This window comes from Sphingobacterium sp. WOUb80 (genome assembly GCF_050058145.1).
Taxonomy (GTDB): domain Bacteria; phylum Bacteroidota; class Bacteroidia; order Sphingobacteriales; family Sphingobacteriaceae; genus Sphingobacterium.
The window spans coordinates 4,318,281-4,337,036 of the sequence record NZ_CP165617.1; the positions used below are offsets into that span (position 1 = coordinate 4,318,281).

General features: G+C 41.7%; 10 protein-coding genes. All 10 read right to left on the reverse strand.

Annotated elements, in window-relative coordinates; translation table 11 throughout:
• Positions 1 to 20: 20 nt before the first annotated feature.
• The 10 genes from AB1Z56_RS18115 to AB1Z56_RS18160 all read right to left on the reverse strand — a co-directional run bounded on the left by AB1Z56_RS18115 (position 21) and on the right by AB1Z56_RS18160 (position 18,754).
• Positions 21 to 3,149 (reverse strand): SusC/RagA family TonB-linked outer membrane protein, encoded by a 3,129-nt coding sequence (locus AB1Z56_RS18115; RefSeq protein ID WP_426789821.1) that lies wholly within the window; start codon positions 3,147 to 3,149, stop codon positions 21 to 23.
• A 283-nt stretch (positions 3,150 to 3,432) separates the two neighbouring features.
• The gene (locus tag AB1Z56_RS18120) at positions 3,433 to 4,938 is read right to left on the reverse strand and encodes a RagB/SusD family nutrient uptake outer membrane protein (RefSeq protein ID WP_426789822.1); all 1,506 of its coding nucleotides are present in this window, start codon (positions 4,936 to 4,938) and stop codon (positions 3,433 to 3,435) included.
• Between the two features lie 4 nt (positions 4,939 to 4,942).
• Positions 4,943 to 8,116, reverse strand: coding sequence for a SusC/RagA family TonB-linked outer membrane protein (locus AB1Z56_RS18125; RefSeq protein ID WP_426789823.1), 3,174 nt, complete (start codon positions 8,114 to 8,116; stop codon positions 4,943 to 4,945).
• Positions 8,117 to 8,346: 230 nt separating this feature from the next.
• The gene (locus AB1Z56_RS18130) at positions 8,347 to 11,088 is read right to left on the reverse strand and encodes a glycosyl hydrolase (RefSeq protein ID WP_426789824.1); all 2,742 of its coding nucleotides are present in this window, start codon (positions 11,086 to 11,088) and stop codon (positions 8,347 to 8,349) included.
• A 12-nt stretch (positions 11,089 to 11,100) separates the two neighbouring features.
• A complete protein-coding gene (gene rhaM / locus AB1Z56_RS18135) occupies positions 11,101 to 11,412 on the reverse strand; it encodes an L-rhamnose mutarotase (protein WP_209578238.1) in 312 nt (103 codons plus the stop codon).
• A 41-nt stretch (positions 11,413 to 11,453) separates the two neighbouring features.
• Positions 11,454 to 14,411, reverse strand: a complete 2,958-nt coding sequence (locus AB1Z56_RS18140; protein ID WP_426789825.1) for a sugar-binding domain-containing protein — start codon at positions 14,409 to 14,411, stop codon at positions 11,454 to 11,456.
• Between the two features lies 1 nt (position 14,412).
• Positions 14,413 to 15,567 (reverse strand): glycoside hydrolase family 88/105 protein, encoded by a 1,155-nt coding sequence (locus AB1Z56_RS18145; RefSeq protein WP_309365793.1) that lies wholly within the window; start codon positions 15,565 to 15,567, stop codon positions 14,413 to 14,415.
• Between the two features lie 16 nt (positions 15,568 to 15,583).
• Positions 15,584 to 17,194: an arylsulfatase gene (locus AB1Z56_RS18150; protein ID WP_309365792.1), complete on the reverse strand. Its 1,611-nt coding sequence runs from the start codon at positions 17,192 to 17,194 to the stop codon at positions 15,584 to 15,586.
• 1 nt (position 17,195) lies between these two features.
• Positions 17,196 to 17,975 (reverse strand): rhamnogalacturonan acetylesterase, encoded by a 780-nt coding sequence (locus AB1Z56_RS18155; RefSeq protein ID WP_309365791.1) that lies wholly within the window; start codon positions 17,973 to 17,975, stop codon positions 17,196 to 17,198.
• Between the two features lie 8 nt (positions 17,976 to 17,983).
• The gene (locus AB1Z56_RS18160) at positions 17,984 to 18,754 is read right to left on the reverse strand and encodes a rhamnogalacturonan acetylesterase (protein WP_309365790.1); all 771 of its coding nucleotides are present in this window, start codon (positions 18,752 to 18,754) and stop codon (positions 17,984 to 17,986) included.
• Positions 18,755 to 18,756 lie beyond the last annotated feature (2 nt).

Here is an 18,756-nt window from a genome sequence, read left to right on the forward strand (position 1 = left end):
TTTTTTAATCTTTTTACGGTCTAAAACCCAATGTTTACACCAATTACTGCACCTCGTGTTGTTATTGCTGAGCCAGCTTGTGTCGTGTTATTATTATAACTTGCTAAATCCGGATCCAAGAAATCCACTTTTGAATACAACATTGCCGGATTCATAATTTGTGCATAGATTTTAAAGTTACTTACCCCCAGCTTCGCTAATTTTGTTTTCGGAAAATTATAGCCCAAACTTACATTCCGCAACTTAATAAATGAGCCATCACGGTAATTCATGGAAGAACTCCACGGATCTGCCGCCTCTCCATTTGATCCTGGTTGGTAATATTCTGCATCTTCATGAACCCCAGGAATAAAATAATCCAATTTACGCATCATAAAACGACCGCCTAAGGTCTCCGCACCAGCATTAATCATTTGCCCCCAACGGGAGAAAATAAAGAAAGATAAATCAAAGTTTTTATAGGTGAAGGTGTTCATAATACCTGCTGACCATTTCGGACGATAAGAACCTAATATTTGTGAATCATAGTTTCTGTCCACTTTTCCATCAGGCACACCATCCGGACCACTAATATCTTTTACACGAATTTGTCCAGGATTAGCACCATATTTTTTAGCTTCTTCTGCTTCGGAAGTCTTCCAAATACCATCGTAAACCATATCGTAAGGAACAGAAATTTCCTGACCTACAAACCATTTGTTGCTGATATCACTCGTACGACCGTTTTGCAATTGGATAATTTTACTCCTGTCTTTGGACCAAGTTAAAGTTGTATTCCACTGGAAATTATCCTGTTTGATATTGACAGTATTCAATTGTAAATCAATCCCCCAGCCACCGGTTTTCCCAATATTTGCCCAAGTATTTGGAAATCCTGTTACAGGGTTTAATCCCATCAACATAATTAAATCATTGGTTCGTGTCTTATAGAAATCCAGCGCTCCATTAACGCGGTTATTGAAAAAGCCATAATCTATTCCCATATTATATTGCGTCGTACGTTCCCAACCCAACTCAGGGTTTGCCATGGATTGGGGAGACGCCGCAGAAGGGTCTGATGCAATATAGCCTGGCGTTGAATTCGTTGCACTCCAATTGTAAAAGTTCTGTGTTAATAAGCCTTTAGTTCGATAAGGAGATATTGCCTCGTTTCCTACGATACCAAATCCCATGCGTAATTTTAAAGTATTGATGTAAGATGAATTTTTCATAAAATCCTCTTGATCAATACGCCAAGAAGCAGCTACAGAGGGGAATGAACTCCATTGATGCCCTGGAGCCAATACCGACGATCCATCCCATCGCACAAAAGCAGTTAACATATAACGGTCCTTGTAGCTATAGTTTGCACGAGCCATATAGGATTCCATTTGTCGTTCTGATAAGCCTGTCCCGTAGCTACCGATAAAACCTCCGGAACTAATATTATACCATAGTTCATTTGCACTATACACATCGGCCGCACGCATATCGCTTGTTTCGACATTTTTTTTCGATGAACTCTGTAATAAGGTAATCCCCAAGTGATGATCTGTGCCGAAGTCGCGATCGTAGTAGATCAAATGATCCAAGGTCCAAGCAAGATTTCGAGTTGTCGAAAACCTTACTGCGTTATTTCCGTCACCATTAATTCCTTCAGCCGCATTGGCCAAGCCCGCACGATAATATCTAAACTCCGGCCCAAATTGCACACGATATTTTAAACCTTTTAATGGCTCATAAATCTGTCCAAAATCCAATTGGCTAAAGAAACTACCATTCGCACCAAAAGTCTGCCGTTGATTGGTATTGTATTCCAATTCATTAATTGGATTAATGATATTGATATCACCTGCCGCAGGGTTTCTCAGGTAGTTTCCATTCTCATCATAGGGTACTGTCCAGGGCAACATTCCTCGTAAAGCGTTGTAGTAATCACCTGCTCCAGTAACCGATTTAGAAAAGTTATAGCCATAATCTTGATCGGAGAAAAATACATTTAGTGAAGCCCCCATAGTAAACCACTTCGTCGGAGTCGCTTCAAAACTTACTTTCGAGGTATAGCGATTAAATTTTTGTCCTGGCTGTGTGGCATCTTGCTTTAAATAGCCAAATGAACCATAACCTTTTGAATTCTCGCCACCACCAGAGACGCTTAAGGTATGTTCAGTAGATAAGGCATTTTTACGGCCAGCATCAGCCCAATCGTAATTACCTACTAAGCTTGGATCCCAAACCGTATTATTATTGGTCCAACCTTTCGCGATATTTGCCCAGGAGGCTGCTACAGAGCCCCACTTTGAAAAGTCACTTGTATAACTAGGTGTTGTTGTTCCAAATTTCGCCAAGCGCGCATAATCCAACCATTGTGCAGCATCCATGTATTCTGTGACATCATACATCTTCTCGAATGTCGCTGTACCAGCATAATTTAACAATAAACGACCTTTTTTCCCCTGTTTGGTCGTAACCAAGATAACCCCATTTGCACCACGTGAACCATACACAGCGGTTGCAGAAGCATCTTTTAAGACGTCGATGGTCTCTATATCGCTTGGATTGATATTGTCAATGCCACCGGCCTGTAATACCATCCCATCAACTACATATAAAGGGTCTTGATCGGCGTTTAACGACCTTACACCCCTGATTTTTATGCTACCAGTTGTTCCCGGCCGTTGATTCGATGTAATATCAACCCCCGCAACCTTACCTTGCATGGCTTGCAATGCATCTTTTACGGGCATTGCTTTCAGTTCTTTTTCCCCCACACTCGCTATCGAACCCGTTACATCTTTCTTTTTCATCGTGCCGTAACCAACCACCACGACTTCGTCCATGACATCGACCTTTTGTGCTAGAACTACATTGAAATTATTTTGACTACCAACAGAAATTTCTTGGGATTCAAAGCCAAGACTTCTGAAGGCCAATACATCAGAGGGGAGGGCAGTAATGGTAAATGACCCATCGGCATTGGTCTTTACCGTCATGGCTTTACCTTTTAACTGTACCGTCACACCTTGAATAGGTGAACCTTTTTCATCGTTTACCTTTCCAGTCCTTGTTGTTTGAGCAAATAAATTAAACGTACACAGCATCGCCATAAACAGCAAAAAAGTGTACTTCTTTACATGATGATCAAACCTAATTGTTAAATAGTTTATCATTAAAGTATTATTTAGGTATTATTTTATTCTTTCCCTTGTTGATCTTCGGTAGTGAAAATCGATTTCATTACACGAGATAATGAAAATGTTGTATGATCTTTACTTATTGCTTTATAGGATGACTGGTTTAAAAAGATAATCAGAATTCCCCTCAGGCTTATAATGTTGGCTAAAAATAACAGGATGATTTGTAATAACCATCCTGTTCAATCCTGTCATTAGCTGGCACCAAAAATAAAAAAATCGCCCTTAAATGCTAAGGGCGATTAAATTAATCAACATATTAATATCCGGGATTCTGTGTATATAATCCGGGACTGTTATCTAGTTCTGACTGTGGCACTGGATATAAGACATAATTGACTTGGAAATCTGACATCTGCTTTGCGACGTCCTCTTTCGCGATCCAAGCCTTCATGACAGATTCCACATTACCACTACGGACAAGATCAAACCATCGTAAGCCTTCGCCAATAAACTCCCGTCTCCGTTCGTCCATCAGTTGTGATTTAGTGACATTGGTCAGCTCAGCTGTCAATCCAGCGCGTTTTCGGATTTGATTGACGACCGCATCCACATCCGTCTGAATGGTCCCCGGTGCACCATTCAATACACATTCCGCTTTTAGCAACAGTAAATCCGTATAGCGAAATACAATGTAATTTATTGGCCAATCCATTCGATTTGCGGGCACTTTAGTAAGGTCCACAAATTTCTTAACAAATGATCTTGTTTCAGCAACATTCCCATAGATATATCCTTCCTGAATACTGAATGTTTTCCTACCATCGCTTGCATCATACAATTTAAGCAAGTCATCAGATACAGGTCTAATCGTAAGGCCTCCTTGCGTCGCTAGCCCGAGTGAATTGAACCAATTGTCAGGCACAAGTACCCAAGGAAATGTTGCCCCAACAACAGGGTTCGCGCCGCTCGAATATTCAATATTAAAAACAACTTCTTTGTTGCGTTCATTACCGTAATCAAAAATGCTATTATAGCTTGTCAACAAACCAAACTCGTTGCTATTGATCACATCGTTAAACTGCTCCACAGCTTTCGGCCATTCATTGCTGTTCAAACCCGCACCTTCAACACCCAAAGTAGGTCCTGACCGCGTCATATAAACCAATCCCAGTAACATTTTTGCAGCATACTTATTGACACGACCTTTATCTGCCGCAGCGTACGCACTGGGTGCAGGCAGCACATTAATAGCCTTGTTAAGATCTTCAATAATCAAAGCATACAATTCCTCCACGTTGCTCCGACCAATGTTTTTGGCTTGGCTGGCAGAGACAACCTTATCGATCAGTGGCACTTTTCCAAAGTACCGAATCAAATCAAAATAAAAAAATGCACGCAAGAACCGGGCCTCGCCTTCCGTTCTATTGCGAAGATTCACATCCGAGATGGCTGTAACCCCATTCGCCTCAAGTTGTTCCAAATAATTGTTTACACGAAAGATACCGTTAAAATTTGTTTGCCAAGCTTCTATTACATAGGGGTTACTGGCAATTGTTTTATGAAAACTGTTGATTCCTTCCCAATCGCGCACTCCGCCATCTGATACGGCGTACAAATTATCCGATCGTGTCTCCGAAAGATTCATTAGACGGTCTGGATATCCTCGTGTACTATTATATATGGCATTCAATCCTTGAATAAAATCATTCGTGGTCTTAAAGTAAGTCGCTGAGGTAGCGCTAGAAATCGGTTGCTGGTCAAGATCCATTTTGCAAGATCCCAATAGACCTGCCATCAACAAAAATATACTTAATTGTTTCATTGTCTTAAAAATTTACGTTTAAACCAAATGTTACTGTTTTTGGAATTGCCAGGCCACCATAATCACCCGCTTCGGGATAATCAGCGCTTCCGCTTAGATTTGTATTTGAAGATTCGGGATTTACACCGCCGTCATATTTGTCCTTTCCCCAAAAATTTTCCAATGTCACGAATAAACGGACTAAACTAAGTTTGGACTGACTTCCCAATTTCAGGTCTTTTATATTATAACCAAGAGTGACGTTGCGTAGGCGCCAATAATCCGAGGAATACAGCCAATCTGTATTTTTAATCCGCCCAAACGTTGAATAAGCTTTTCCAACACGGCCTTCTCCAGGCTCCTCTTCTGAACGCCATCTATCCCGATAAAAACCAAGTGCATTGTCCGATGATCCTTGGCCCGTACGTCCCAATGCCCTTCCTAATAAGGAATAGATATGACCTCCATTCTGGCCTTGAAACATAAAACTCAGGTCAAAATTTTTATACTTAAAGTTGTTGGTTATCCCCCACACATAGCTAGGGTTTGGATGCCCCACAATCACACGGTCATTCGCATCAATCACACCATCCCCGTTGGCATCCACATATCTTGGATCGCCTGCCTTTTGGCTACCATACAATGCAACCCCAGCATCAATATCTGCTTGACTCAATATACCTTCTTGTTTAACAACATAAATACTATACATCGGTTCACCGATCCGTAAAAGGCTATGTTGGATATCAAACGAAGATGGAATTAAAATTTCTTTTTGCTCCCCATCAAGTTTTGTTACCTTATTGGAATTATGACTGATGTTAAAAGAGGTAGACCACGAAAAATCCGATTTTCTGATTTGATGGGAGGTGATCTCAAAATCCCAGCCTTTACTTTTCACCTCACCAGCATTATCCAAATAGGAAGAAAAACCGGTCGCCAGCATGGAAGGGACATTTAATAATAAATCACTGCTTTTGCGTGTATACCAGTCAAATGAACCGGTGATGCGTGAGCCTAAGAGACCAAAATCCAACCCAATATCATAAGTCCGGGATTTTTCCCATTTTAGGTCCGGATTAATAATATTGCTTGGCGCCTGCCCGGATGCCGAAAGACCATTTAACGAATAATTATAAAATCCCAATAAAGCAATACTGCTGTAATCACCTATATTGTTATTCCCAGATTCACCATAACTTCCGCGTAATTTCAGCTCATTGATAAAGGCCATTGGTTTCATAAAATTCTCCTCTGACAGACGCCAGCCCATGGATAGCGATGGGAACCAACCCCATTTGGTATTGGATCCAAAACGTGATGAGCCGTCCCGACGAATACTTCCAGACAGCAAATACTTACCATCATAGGCATATTGGACACGCCCAAAATAAGAGAGCAAGACACTTTGTGTTGCACCTGTTGAAGCCACTGTAGCAACTGCGCCGTTCAAAGTTGTTATAGAACTATTGGTATAACCTCCCTGCGAGGTGATGGAAGAAGTTTCAAGTTTATCAAAATTATAAGCTTGTCCCAACAGCGCAGTAACATCATGCTTGTCAATATTGAGGTGATAATTTAAGGTATTTTCATTCACAAAGGTCTGCTTTCGGTAAACACTATTGGATCCGTAGGTCGCTTGATTCGGATTATTGGTTCGGTTAGCTAAAGTTCCTCCAACTGTATAGGGCTGAAATCTATTGCTCCGGCTATCGGTTTGATCCAAATTGACCGTAGTCTTAAAATTGAAGTTATCAAGGATATTGTATTGTCCATAAACTGTTCCCAGTAAACGTGAAATTTTGTTTTCCCCGATATAATAATTCAATTTGGCAATGGGATCATTTGTTGAAGTGCTCCAAGGATATTTTTCATTGTCAAAAACGTTTACAGTTCCTGCAGGATGATCCTGAACCGGTGACATCGAATAAATCTGATGCATGATATTATCCTTTCCTTCCACACCTGGGTCATTTCCGATAGAATAAGTAGGTGCTAGGTTTAAACCGAATGCGAATTTCTTATTCGGTTTCACTTCAACGTTAGCCCTGGCAGTATAGTTTTTATAATCCAATCCTTTCACAATACCCTGCTGATTGAGATAATTCCCAGAGACATAATAATTGACAAATTCTGTCGCTCCCGACGCTGCAACCTGATAATTTTGAATCACTCCTTTTCGATACGCTTCGTCCTGCCAGTTAACGAGATAAAGTCCGGGATGTCCAGGCTCCAGCCAGCGGTCATCATACATGTAAGATGTATTATATGTCCCGTCGGCGAGCCCCAGTATCTTGCGTCGTTCCGCATTACTTTGACTTGCCAATCTTCCTGTACCCGAGGCTTCCCATTGCGCATTGATCATCTCCACCGCTCTATCTATCCACTCCTCACCATTTAACATATCCAATTTCTTATAAGCCTCGGAAATACCGACATATGAATTGAGGCTTACTTTAGCCTGGCCGCTCTTACCTCGTTTTGTGGTGATCAGAACAACACCGTTTGCGGCACGGGATCCATAGATTGCAGCTGCAGATGCGTCTTTTAGGACCTCCACAGATTCAATATCATTGGGGTTCATATTATCCAAGGGATTTCCCGAGGCATAGTTTCCGGAGCCATTTTGCGAGGCCGTTGACAATGGGAAACCATCAATGACATACAAGGGCTCACTACCAGCAGTAATAGACCCCGACCCCCTGACCTGTACACTTAACCCCTTTCCGGGAACACCCGTAGATTGCTTGACCCGTACGCCAGACATCTGTCCGATCAAGGCTTGATCAACACGTGCAATAGGGCGCTCATCGAGGTTTTCGGCATTAAACTTTGAAACCGGTGCTATAAGATTAGTTCGTTTTTGGGATCCATAACCAATGACAACAACCTCATCCAATGCTTCTTGTTTCGGCACCAAATCAACACGTAGAAAGGTTAATGCTGATACACGAACTTCTTTCTGCTCGTATTCCACAGAGCGAAACACAATATTGTCACCAGACTTTGCATGAATACTGAATTCACCATTTTGACTGCTTGTCCCTTCATTTTTGCCATTTACCTGAATTGTAACTCCACTGATCGGCTGATTTTTATCATCAACAACTTTTCCCTTCAACATCCCCTGCGCGTACAATACATGCGTAAAAGCCATTTGAGCCACAAATATGGCTCCATATTGCATTATGTTTTTCATGGATTGAGTTTTTTAATTATTAATCTGATTTATATTGGTAAATCAATTTAAAAGAACTCATTTGATTAACTATCCTGAACTTACATGATAACCAGGCAATTGCAGATAAAAAAAAGACTCGAAACGATCTTTATTTTGCATATTTCAACTATCTAAATTGTAAAAAATAAACCCCCAAAAAAAGCCTCGTATAAAACGAGGCTTTCAATAGTGTTTAATGATTTTTGCTTTTAATAACTCCAAATGGTCACGGGTCCAATCAACCCACTTTCCATGGGCTTCCAGTCACTGGCATCAAAATCCTTATAATTAATATTGACGAAATTGATTTCGTGATAATTACGCCAGGCAACTTTTTTGCGGTCCAAATAACTGATCCGGTTTGCCATTAAATTGGCGACCTCTATACGAATCTTGTTTTCTCCGTTTACCAACATATTGGTAATATCCAGTTGAAACGGGATAGACCATAACAAACCCGCCTCTTTTCCATTGATGTAGACCTTTGCACTTTCAGCAACACGCCCTAACTTCAGTAGGTAGGATTTTGATTGATCTTTATGGATAGAAATTGTTGTTTCATAAGCCCCTGTGCCGGAAAAATTGATCGCATCTTTGTCACCCCATTCTGTCCAGGAGGAAAGTTGATCAAGCTTTTTAGCCTTTGGTAAAACAGGTCCTCCAGCAATAAAACTCACTTTCCAATCGCGGTCCAATTGGGCCACTTGGTGTAACTCCTCCTGATAGCGGAAAGGTTCGCTGGCTTGTTGCGCTGATGCTAAGATTATCCAGGAATAACCCGATGGAATCTGCACCCGTATTTTGCCGTCAGATAATGGCAACTGATAGGTCCGCCCGGTCTGGGGATCCAATAAAGAATAATGTGCTGTCTGTGCATTTAGTGTAATGCTACGATCAATAGTCTGTCCACTATGATTGACCAAATAATAATACCTATCCTTACCAGCGGCTCTTCGCGAAAACTTCAGCCCCGTTTGGTTTATCCGTTCTGGTGTGATCTCTTCTGTTTCGAGGGCCGAATTGACATCGGCTGTAAGATAGATTTTGCCTCTTCCAAAAGCTGTATACTGATTCGCTTTATCTTTTTCGAAACCTAGCGATGCAATTAATTTATTGAACAGTGTACGCCGTTTCTCTAATTGGCTATATCCAGGAACCTCTTTCGGTAATTGCTGGAAGATGACAGTTGCTCCTTGGTTGGCCATTTCCAGTATTTTCTGCAATGTCACTTCAGAAAAATAATGACAGGCAGGTATATAAATTGCTCGATACGGGATCGCATCCTTTGAAGTTTGTAATTTCCCGTCGTTTACTGTAGTTCCCGCCAAAATTTTATCAGTTGCAAAATCAAAGCTATACCCCCGTTTCTGCAGCTGAACACTTTGTTTATAAAATTGCGTTGGATGTAACCACTCGTCAACATCATGAACCTTTAGTGCCTTATCCATTCCTTTGGCATTATTCCAAATATCATAAATGGGCCAATATACCAGCAGTTCATTGTCGGCCCGGCTGGATTGAAGGATGGATTGCACACGCGTAATATATTGATTCAAACCAGTAAGGTGGTCCCAGAACGAGTTTTGCGGAACAAAATTAACGGAAGCATAGAACAACCATCCCGGAAAAGGTACATTTTTCGGCGAATAGGTTGTCCCGTGATAGAATACATGATTCACTCCAGCGAGGAATAATTGTTCGACTTCAGGTTTCGTTTGTGACAAGGAGGTTTTAAAATGTTCCGTAAGCCACGTGAATGTTTCCGAAGAAGTATATTTTTTACCGTATACATTTGTCGCCGATGTCGCAAATTTTGCCATCATGGGATCCGGGTCCACATTACGGATATCAGCAGTATCCCGTCTTAATCCGGGAATATCGAAACTGCTGGATCCAAAGGTTTCACACTCCGCAATATCTGTATCCGCATACAAGTCAATCAGATTTCCTGGAGATCCATGGGCTTGATTTTTTGAAATCGCACTATAGCGATGGGCAAAATCTGTAAATGGGATCAGGAAATTCTGGGCAAGTAGTGCATTCACAACTTCACGATAATCCGATTTAAGGCCTGCTGTTTTAGCTTCATCCTTACCTTTACCCACAAAATCTAGAAGGTTATCTTGTAGTTTGTATCCTTTTATCCGTTCGAATGATTGCAAAAACTCATCCGTCCAATTTGCCCCATATACTTCGTAGCTATCGTTAAAAAAAGCACGCACATGCAATGGTTTATCCTTAAAAGCTTCGGTAAATCTATTGAAATAAGATACGACAGATTGCTGTCCAAGGTGATCGAGCGTATACCCCGCTCCCCCTGGTGCGGCACGTTTGACTTTCTGCCCCGTTCTCCCAGAAAATACTGCTAATAGACGAATATCGGCAGGCGCTTCCCATGTTCCAGTGGTCTTTGAAATATAATCATCCAGTTTAATCTCACTATTGTCGGATCTAAATGCCCGTAAAGCCTGCAGAAAGAAATAATGCTGTTTAGGATCCTTAGGTTTTAGGGGAAACGTGATCCTTTCACCTTTTTTCAGTTCAAATTCATCCAGGATTAATTTGGTAGCGGCATCCTTTTCTTTGATTTGAGGTCCCCCGAATGGCCACCCCGTACCTAAATTAATGTCTACCCCCATTCCCAAGGCATTGGCCTTATCCGTTGTTACACCCAACATATTCATCCATTGTGGTGAAAGAAAGTTCAGGTAGTTGGATTCAAATCCTTTAGCACCATAAATCGGTGTTACCTCGACGCCACCAAATCCACTTTTGTCAAATAAGGTTAATTCACGTTCGAGATTAGGCCGGTCCACAGCTGAACCCAGCCACCACCAACGTGTCCAAGGTCTCATTTCTTTGGTAACTGCTGGCCATAGATCCTGCGCTATCGTTCGACCGACAGCTAAAAGATTACAGGCAAGCACTAATGATATATAGATTTTCTTCATGTTAAAATTAACCTAATCCATGTGAAACACCTTTTTCAAATTTATCGACACTGGGGAGTGGTCGGGATTTACGTCCATGATATCATGCATATAATCCCACCATTGCTGAACAATAACTTCCTTACCCAGCTCTTGTGACGAATGTCCTGCTAAATACTGAACCGCAAATAAAGTATCCGTCTCCTCATCCAAAAAAATGCTATAATCAGACACCCCGTTTTCGCGCAATAAGGTTATTAATTCTGGCCAGATCGCATCATGTCTCCGCTTGTATTCCGCAGACATGCCCGGTTTCAATTTCATTTTAAATGCTATTTTCTCCATTTCGTTTATGTACTGAACTATTTTATGATCGCCAAATATTCTTAGTTAGCCAATACCTGATGTATGTCAGCTTCGATAATGCTCAAGGTACCTTTCGCATTAGCGTCATTGCGTGCGATGCCATCATCAAGTTTCTTACCGCCCACTTCTAACTGATTATTTTCTTTCGCAGTAAAAGGTGCATTTTTAAGCTTTATAGTTACCCTTTCACCCTTTGTACATGGGAAAGAAAGTGTGCAGTAACCTAGCGTAATATCTGTATTTCCATCAAAAACAAGTTTGTCGTCTACGAAAACCTGTAGCGGATAGGATCTCGACCTGAAATTGTTCAATTTCAAATCAATCTCATCAATATCAGATTTTTCCTGTAAAGTATATGTAATCCATGCGGTACCTAGCTGGCCATCATTGACCCAATCCGACAGCTCATTATCATCGTAGGATTGTCCCACTTTCTCTAGGTTAGCTCCAGCTGTCGCTGTGCGGATTTTGAGGCTTTTTTTCAGCTGGACCAAAGTAGCTTTCGCTGGACTCGGCCCCCGTTCTAAGAATGATGGTAAATTTTCATTAGATTCTTTTACAAAATAATTCCCCAACGTTTTGATAGGTTGCACCGTCCACACGGCTGAATCTGATAAAAGTCCATTAGATATCGCCTTCAACACCACCCGCCCAGATTTATCGTACTGCGTACGAAGTAATACGCGATTTATCCCCGCCTCTACCGGCAGCGATCGAGCTAAAATATAGTTATCAGGTCCCTGAGCAATACCACCGCGCCAATCCATCGGTCCATCTAAGTTGAAATCTATTCTGTTTGATGCCAATGGGCAGCGTACCCCATTCTTGTCGAGCACTTCAACTTCTGCTAATACCATATCATTTCCATCCGCAAATAGGCCATTTTTACCATGTTGTGCCGTTAAACGGATTTTATAAGGTTCACCTGCGGTTCTAAGCTCCTTTGTATTCAATAATTTCCCTTCTTTGGTGAATGATTTCGCAGACAAGACCCCAGCCTCAAAATCAACAGCTGGAAAACGGTATAGGAAATTATATAGCTTTTCGGCTTTTCCCTGTACCTTACCGTTCACAGCTAATTCGACCCGATCAGCTGCAGAAACGACCAATACATCTTTTTTTGTCCCGGAAGCATAGTTCCAGTGCCCTACCAGATACAATCCTTTTGGATCTGGAGCAATCCAGCCATCCCACATAACCTGATGAGCATAGTAAGCGTCTTTGGGAATACGCATGGCATCTACTTCGCCACTTCTTCTGTAGTTCTCCTTTCCCCTAAAATGGGTATTGGAATCCGAAAAGATAATATTGACGCCGCCTGAATTTACGCGATCACCAGTACCGGGACGCATTTTCCAATATTCCCACCAACGATGTACAGCTTCAATGACATAACTATCTTGATTCCTATTATAATCAGTGGCATCTACGCCTTTATAAAGTGGCCCTTCACCATCCTTGTGAAATGGATAACTCAATTCATCCCAATATTTACGTAAGGCTTCGTCCCGCATATATTCGGTTGCAATCATGGGGTGGCGTGCACTTTTATTGATATATAGCATTTCACCGCCATATTCAGCAATCTTACTATCCAACATTTCGCGAGAGCCAATGGCGCGCCCACCAGCTGGATCGTATTGATTGCGGATAGCTTTCATCTCAGCCATATGCTCTTCCGAAATAGACTCGTTTCCACATTCATAAAACAGAACACTGGGATTGTTCCTATAATAAATAATTGCATCACGCATCAGCTCCGTTCGCTGCTCCCAACGTCTACCTTGTGTATCTTTTTCGGCATCTCCTGCAGGTAGCATTTGCATCAATCCCACACGATCACAGGATTCAACATCCTGTTTCCAAGGTGTTACGTGCATCCAACGAACCAAATTGGCATTGCTCCTGACCATCAGCCCATTGCTAAAATCACTTAACCAAGGCGCTACAGACAAACCAACAGCAGGCCATTCATTACTTGTACGCTGTGCATAGCCCTTCATCATCAATACCTGATCATTCAGATATACCATCCCATCTTTAAAAGCCGTTTTTCGAAACCCTGTTTTCGTTTGTACAGCGTCTATAGTTTTGTTGTCCTGTACAATTTTTGTCGTAACCGTATAGAGATAGCCGTAGCCCCAGCTCCAAAAATTAACCTGATTCATGGCTGAGTTCATGGTCAATTGCTGCGTTTGATTGGCAGGAAGATTGAACGTTTTTGAAAACGTTTTTACCAATTTTCCTTCGGCATTACGTACTTCTGCAACAAAATCTACCGAGCTCGATTTATCGGTTTCATTTTTCACCTCGGAAGAAACAAAAAGATCCAATGTCTTTTTAGGAATGTTCATATTTTTCGCATACACGTAAACACCCGTGGTCTTTAAATTGGAATATAATGGTAGGGTCTGATAAATTTTGGAAGCAAAGTGGATCCACACATTTTTGGGAATTCCGCCATAGTTTGCATTAAAGTTTTTATCGTTCCATTGATAAGTGCTATTTGTTGCCTTTTCACGATAGCTCCAACTATTGTCTATACGTATGGCCAAAATATTTTCGCCATCTCTATTCATCAGATCCGATAGATCAAATCCGGCGGCCATGACGCCATTTTCATGACGCCCTATAAATTTCCCGTTAAGATAAAATTCTCCACCGAAGCGAATCCCCTCAAATTCCAAAAAGACCTTATCAGAAGTAACTCCCTTGGGAATAGTAAACTTTTTTCGATACCAAACAACATTTGCCGAAAGGTCATGTATCGCTTTTGCGAAAGCTTCATCTTCATTCCAGGCTTGAGGCAAGGCAACCTGTTTCCATGTACGATCATCGAAGCCTACAGCAGAGGCATCGCTTACATCGCCGATGTGATAACGCCAGTCAGCGTTAAAACTAAAAGTCGTCCTCCCTACTTGAGCATAGGTACCGAATGAAAGCAGCAGGCAACAAAAAATAAAGAATAACCTTTTCATCTTATCTTGACAACATTTTATAGACTTCTGTTCCTCCTAATAAGAAACAACCCAAACCGTAATCTTCAAAATCCGGTTGACTTGAAAAACTGACCGGCTGACCATCCTTAGGTTCCTTTCCCGTTCCTTGTAAATAGCCCAAAAAACCAGAAGGGTGTACCGCTTCTGCTGTCATTGCTTTCCACGCCTTTTCTACAACAGGTCGATATATTTTAGCATCTAGGAAACCATTATTGATGCCCCAGGCCATACCATAAACAAACAGTGCAGTGCCTGAAGTTTCACGCCCACCAAAATTAGTCGGATCATGTAGACTGACATTCCAGAATCCATCCGGTCTTTGAATAGGAACAAGTGCTTCCATCATAGCTTTATAATCCGACATGTACTCGGCACGATGTGCTTCGTTCTCCGGAATTAAATCAAGTACCCTAACCAAAGCTGCCACAACCCATCCATTGCCACGTGACCAATAGCAATCCTCACCATTCGGCTCCTTGTAAGGAGGAACAAAATCCTTATCGCGCCACCAAAGTTTATCGGCCTTGTTATACAGGCCGCCACCTTCTTGCGTTTTTGAATGATGATACATTTTATACATGTAATCAAAGTAAGTTTGATCCTTCGTCATTACCCCCAGTTTAGCATAAATTGGCATGGCCATTTGTATGGCATCAATCCAGGTCCAATCGTCTACTTTTCCAGATTTGATAATGTAATCTATATTGGCTTTAATCTTTTGGATACGCTCAGGCTTCGCTTCAATCTCATAGAGATCCAGGTAGGTCTGCCCACAAGCTTGGTCATCGGCATTTCGAGTTTCCAAACCGTTGCGCATACCCCAGTCATGTTTATTTCCCCAATCCACAGCATAATTGTAGTATTCGTTGTTTTTATCAATCTGATAAAGTGCCATGAGCCCTTCGTAATAAACGGCCCGGGTCCAGATATTGCTCGGCCGCCAACGGTTGGTATAGATCGGCTTACCGGTGTCTGGCCATTTGTTCATGAAATAACGATTGGTCAGCTGCAACGACTGAAGTACATCTACAGCGGTTAATTCCTGCTTCTGTTCGACAACCTTCTTCGTCGATGAACATGCTGAAAGGAAAAACGCAATCATCAAAGTGGCCGTATAAGTATTAAATATTTTCATGTTTTGCTTTATATAATTATTCATAACGGGAATTCCCTTTTTTTTGAGCGAGCTGCTCGTAAGGTATCACACCAACCCTTTTTGCCCAGTTTTCATAGAGCTGAACCATTTCACTGTATATTTTCGGGAAAGAGGCTGATAAGTCTACTGTTTCACTTCTATCTTCTTCTATATCATATAAATACCACTTATTTTCAGGATAGGAAGAGACAAGTTTCCATTTTCCTTTGCGCACAGCTTTGTTACCTTCATGCTCAAAACAAATTTCCCGATCAATATCCTTTTGTTGCTCTGTCCATAGCGGAAGCAAGGATATTCCTTCCATCGGTTGAATCGTATTGCCGGCATAGTCCTTAGGATAGCTCGCTCCCGACCATTGTGCTAAAGTTGGCATGATATCGATCAAATGGGCTGGCCTATCAAACTGCTTTCCCTGAGGCAGGAACTTGGGGCCATAAGCGATAAATCCGGTGGCATTCCCACCCTCAAACTCCCAATGCTTGAACTTTTTGAAAGGCGTATTGCTCACCGCAGCACCTTCGATTCCATAAGCTGTAAAAGAACGCGGATGACTGGCAGGAAATTCATTAGCAGCTCTAATTTCTGGTGTAAATCCCGCATTAGTTATAGTCTCATTGCTCGCTCCGTTATCAGAGAGAAAGATGAAAACAGTGTTGTCCAATTGCCCTTTCGATTGGAGATAATCAACCAGTCTACCAACGTTCTGATCCAATTCGTCTACCATCGCCGCGTAGACAGCCATCTTTTCATCCCATTTTACTTTTTCTTCCCAACTGCAATCATTCCAATTTCGCAATGTCGTATCAATTGGTGACAATTTGGTCGTTGACGGCAATATCCCTAACTGCTGCTGTTTTTGAAAACGCTTTTCACGAATAGCCTCCCAGCCTTCCATATATTTACCCTGATACTTTGCAATATCCTGCGGTTTGGCATGTATAGGCCAGTGGGGAGCCTGAAAAGCGAGGTATAGAAAAAAAGGATTCTCTTTTTTAGTTTCTAAATGCTCACCAATGAAAGTCATTGCATAATCTGTATAGGCATCCGAGCTATAGTAATCTTTTGGCGGAACGATCGCCTCATTGTCCAAGGCTATCGTTAATGTTTGATTGGGGCGATAAGGCCGGTTTTCAAAGTAGCTGTTTGCTCCATCAATTAGCCCATAGTAGCGCTGAAATCCACGCTGCCGGGGCCAATTTTCCTTTTCCTGTCCAACATGCCATTTCCCAGCCATATAGGTTCCATAACCTGCGCTTTTCAATAGTTCGGCCAATGTGACCGAATTTCTGTTCAAATAACCCTGATAGGCTGGAAAAGGACGCTTATTCATCATATCACCGACTCCTGCCTGATGCGGATATAATCCGGTCAATAGGGAAGCACGCGATGGACAACAACGCGAAGCATTGTAAAAATTAGTCATCTTAATCCCTTCCTTTGCCATTTTATCGAGATTTGGAGTCTGAATTTCAGAACCAAAGCAACCCAAATCAGCATAGCCCATATCATCGGCCAGAATCAATACAATATTGGGTCGTTGTTGTGCATGCACTTTAAATAGTGTCAACAGAAAAAAGATCGCCAGAGGAAAGGTAGATTTCTTCATACTACATAAATTTCTTTAGTCCGATTTTGGTTTGTGCTTTCAATTGCTCAGCGACGAGTTTAGCATTCAGCAAAGCACCTGCTTTAATTGTATGGGTCGCATCTTTAGGATCAAAAAATTCCGTTTCTACTTTCTTTTTCCCCAATTTTTCATACTGGGCAATCACTTGATCCTGTAATGGGATAAAAAATGCATTGGTCTGTTCAGCAGCCTCTCTCGCCCATATTGCATAATCCGATTTACGAACCTGATTTCCATCCCAAGCATTGCGTGGAATAGGTGAACAGATAATTGCTATCGCTCCCTTATCCTGAATATTCTTTACAAACCTACGCAAGTAAAAACCATAGCTATAGACTACTTCATGCTGCTTCAGCAATGGATTATACACTTCTTGGTAATCATCACCATTTCCCTTTATCGTTCCGCGAGCGCGTAACGTGTCCACAATGGGACTTGAATCATTATGCCCAAATTGCATAAGGACAAAATCTCCAGGCTGTATGCTATCCAGAACCTTCTGCCAAAGCTTTGGATTGTTATAAAATGTCCGGGTACTTGTTCCTCCCAAAGCACGATTCTTAACATTGATCTTATCCAATTTAAAATACTGACCAATCAAACTTCCCCAGCCCCACTGTCCGTTCGAGCCATTTCCCTGTCCGTTTTTTACCGTAGAGTCACCAATAATAAACAAGTTCGGTTTGTGCTGCTTTTCCAAAAAAGACATGCTAATTACAGCGAAAAGGACGGCAGCCCAAGGCAACAATTTCAATTTCATCTTCGTTACTATTTAATATATTGTACTAACTGACTTTTAATCCTACGGAATCCTTCGATAACAGACCATGCATTTTCTCGCGCTCCATCTTTATTCGTATGGGTATGGTCACCGGGAAAAAAACTGGTTTTTACCAGTTCTGGTCCAAGGCGATCATATTTATCTGCAGTAATACTGTTCAGATCCAGAAAAGGAACGCCTTGTTCTTCGGCAATCTGTTTAGCCCACAAGCCAAAGTCTTTGTCGGCCCGCTTCACTTTACCTTGATCATCCCATTGGTTGCGCGGAATCATGGATAACAAAATCGGTGTTACCCCCTTATTCTTTGCTTCAATCACAAAACGACGCAGGTTTTCACCATAAGTGTGCACGGTTTCCCTCTTCCCATTCCCCCAATCTAAAACAACAGAATCTTTACCGATACCCCTTAGCACACCTCGATAGCCTTGTTTGCTGGTATCAGGTTTACTTCCCTCGTTATGACCAAACTGAATCAATAAAAAATCTCCAGGCTTGAACAAAGAATCAACTTTTCTCCATCTTCCCTCTTTAACAAATGTACGTGTACTCCGACCCGCCATCGCATGATTGTCCACACGGACTCGTGTTGTATCCAATAATTCAGGAAGCAAGGTACCCCAGCCCCAATATTCCTTATTGCTGTTCTTAACTGTCGAATCACCGATAAGATAAATCGTAGGTCTATTTTGCTGCTTTGCAAAGGAGATCAAAAGAACGGCTGTCAGTGCCATCCCTATCCATTTTATTGTATGCTTCATTT